This is a genomic window from Longibaculum muris, assembly GCF_004343035.1.
In the GTDB taxonomy this organism is placed as follows: domain Bacteria; phylum Bacillota_I; class Bacilli_A; order Erysipelotrichales; family Coprobacillaceae; genus Longibaculum; species Longibaculum muris.
On record NZ_SMCQ01000048.1, the window covers coordinates 1 to 2,747 of the forward strand.

General features: G+C 28.5%; 2 protein-coding genes. One reads left to right on the forward strand and one right to left on the reverse strand.

Annotation, left to right across the window (positions count from 1 at the left end):
* Window positions 1–418 precede the first annotated feature (418 nt).
* Window positions 419–1,099: a hypothetical protein gene (locus EDD60_RS15945; RefSeq protein WP_066445740.1), complete on the reverse strand. Its 681-nt coding sequence runs from the start codon at window positions 1,097–1,099 to the stop codon at window positions 419–421.
* Between the two features lie 365 nt (window positions 1,100–1,464).
* Here EDD60_RS15945 and EDD60_RS15950 point away from each other — a divergent pair.
* Window positions 1,465–2,747 (forward strand): transposase (locus tag EDD60_RS15950; protein ID WP_132226553.1); only part of this gene is annotated, 1,283 nt, incomplete at its 3' end.

Sequence of the window (2,747 nt, forward strand, 5' to 3'; positions counted from 1 at the left end):
TGTTTTCATCGACTAAATTATACCAAAAAAAGCGCTCAAATGAGCGCTTTTTGCGTAATATGAAACTATAACATGTTTATTTACTCGTTACAGCCTCTTTGCCAACTATTGTCAAATAGAGGTTTTTAAATAATTTCTCTATTTGTCGTTTTTTACCCATTTTTTAAAGATCACAATAAATATAAAAAATGCAAGTAAGTTATTTCTATCCTACTTGCTTTAAGGTCATTATGACATTCTATTTTGTATTTTTTTTATTATTTTTAATTTCAAATATTCTTAATATAGATAGTATTTCAGAAAGATAATAGATAATAACTGCTAAAGAAATTAATATTATACCTGAACTAAATGAATCAATAAACATTAATACAATCCCAATTAATATAAAAAGCGTTACTCCAAAAAGACCACTCATCTATACTTTACCTCTTTGTAAATTAATAGTTTTTGAAGTTGCTTGTTTATCATGAGAGCCAGCGAAAGATACAGAAACACCTTTAATTGAAATACCTATTCCACCTGCCAAAGCATGAGCATAATTTGCATACAATTGAATACTTCCTGTCTTTATTGTTTTTTTAGGAACTAAAAGAAAATGTCCATATCCTTCTGAATTCTTGGGAGTCAAATGCCACCCCGCTAAATCTGCATACCAACCTATACCTTGTGAACTTAATTCACTAGGCGTTTTCTCATGGGTAAATAGTACTTGTTTTTTTAACACATCATTAAAATAATAATCTTTCTTTGTAAAAGATTCATCTTTAAATCTTAAATTTGAATTATCCCATGTCATTGTTAGACCATCTGACCATCTATATAAAGGCTCAGAAAGCCATTTATAATTATATTGTATACTAACATTGCTTAAAGAAGAATCACTCTTATACGCTTTAATAACAGAGACAGTTAATCTCAATTTACTTGTAGATATTTGTCCTCGTTGATTTACATTCTCAACTATTTCATATGTTTCACTAAAAACTACAGGTTGATCATAAACAATTTCATCTTCAAGAGCGACAACAATACTTAGAGGTGAAATCATAGTTAGAACTAAAGCTACTATAATACTTTTTAAAAACAATTTATTCATTTATATTTATATTCCTTTCCATACGTTTTATCCGGATTTGTATATAATATTATATTTTCCATATAATTGTCAATACTCTTATATATAATCAAATAGTTCAAATAATTATTAAACCAATAAAAAAAATAAACATATATAAACTCAAAATAATTTTATCCTTTTTGAACTTAATTTCTATCATTCTTAAACAAATCTAATAATTAACCAGGGAATTAAATCAGTTAGGTTTTCAAGCTTTTTTAAACATTCACAATGATAAATACTTTTAACTATTAAAAGAGGCTGTAATGAGTAAATAAATCGTTAATAGTTTCTGAATACGCAAAAACGGACAGTGATGCCCGTTTTTTTGGTATAATTATGTCATGCAAACAAATATATACGAGACAAATTATAAAGCATATCAACCATATATGCTACTAGATTTTACTTTTTCTTTTGAAAAAGATATTGCTCATGATGATATTTGTAGAACTATTATTGAAATCATGGAAGGAATTCATATTGGTAGGTATGTTGATTTCAAAAATAGAAATACTCATGGGTATGATGGAGTTATGATGTTTAAGCTCCTCATTCTTTCTTTTGCTCTTTTTGGATATACTTCTACAAGAGAACTGGAAAGACTTTGTAAAACGGATATTCGCTTTATGTTTATTTCCCAATGTCAGACTCCTAGTCACATGGCTTTTGAAAGATTTATTAAAGATGATTTAACGATGCCTATTGAAGATATCTTTTATGATATCAATAAATATATTGAATCTCATATCTCTATCAATACTGATGCTTTATGTATTGATGGAACCAAGTATGAAGCGAATGCCAATAAGAATACTTTTATATGGCGCAAGAATACAATCAGGAATAGAACGAAAAGATGGAGGAAAACATTATTATGCATTCAAAGAATCAATTCCTATTTTAAAGGCATGAATATCAATGTTCATTATTCTCTTCTTAAAGAACCAAGTATCGATTATCTATTAACGATTGCTGACAAGGTAGAATTATATATGAAGAACCAGAATATTCAATTTGTTTATGGCAAGGGAAAAAGAAAAAGTGATATTCAACGAATATATGATGAATTAAAGGAAAATGCTATAAAGCTATGGGAATATTCCATACATCTTGATATGCTGCAGGGAAAAAACAGCTGTTCAAAGACTGATCCGGATGCAACGTTCATGCATATGAAGTATGATTATTATAATCATACAAACATCTTTAAGCCGGGATACAATATACAGATAGGTGTAAGTGATGGAATCATTAGAAATATCTATGTGAGTAGTGATGGAAATGATCTTAAAGCATATATACCATTTATGGAAAAGTATAAACAAGCTTATGGAGAACTCCCTCATAAAACACCAGCAGATGCAGGGTATGGAAGTTATGATAATTATAGCTATTGTAAAGAGAATGGGATTGAATTGTATATGAAGTATTCAGGATATTATAAAGAAAGGGAGAAGGCAACACAAAAGAATCAGTTTAAACTTATACATTTTAAAAGAGATGAAAAGAATCAATTTGTATGTCCGGCCGGACATACATTTGAATTAGATAAAGAAACAATAGATACTAGAGGAATCTATCAAAAAAAGAATAGGATGCTTGTGAATCATCATTGTCAAGACTG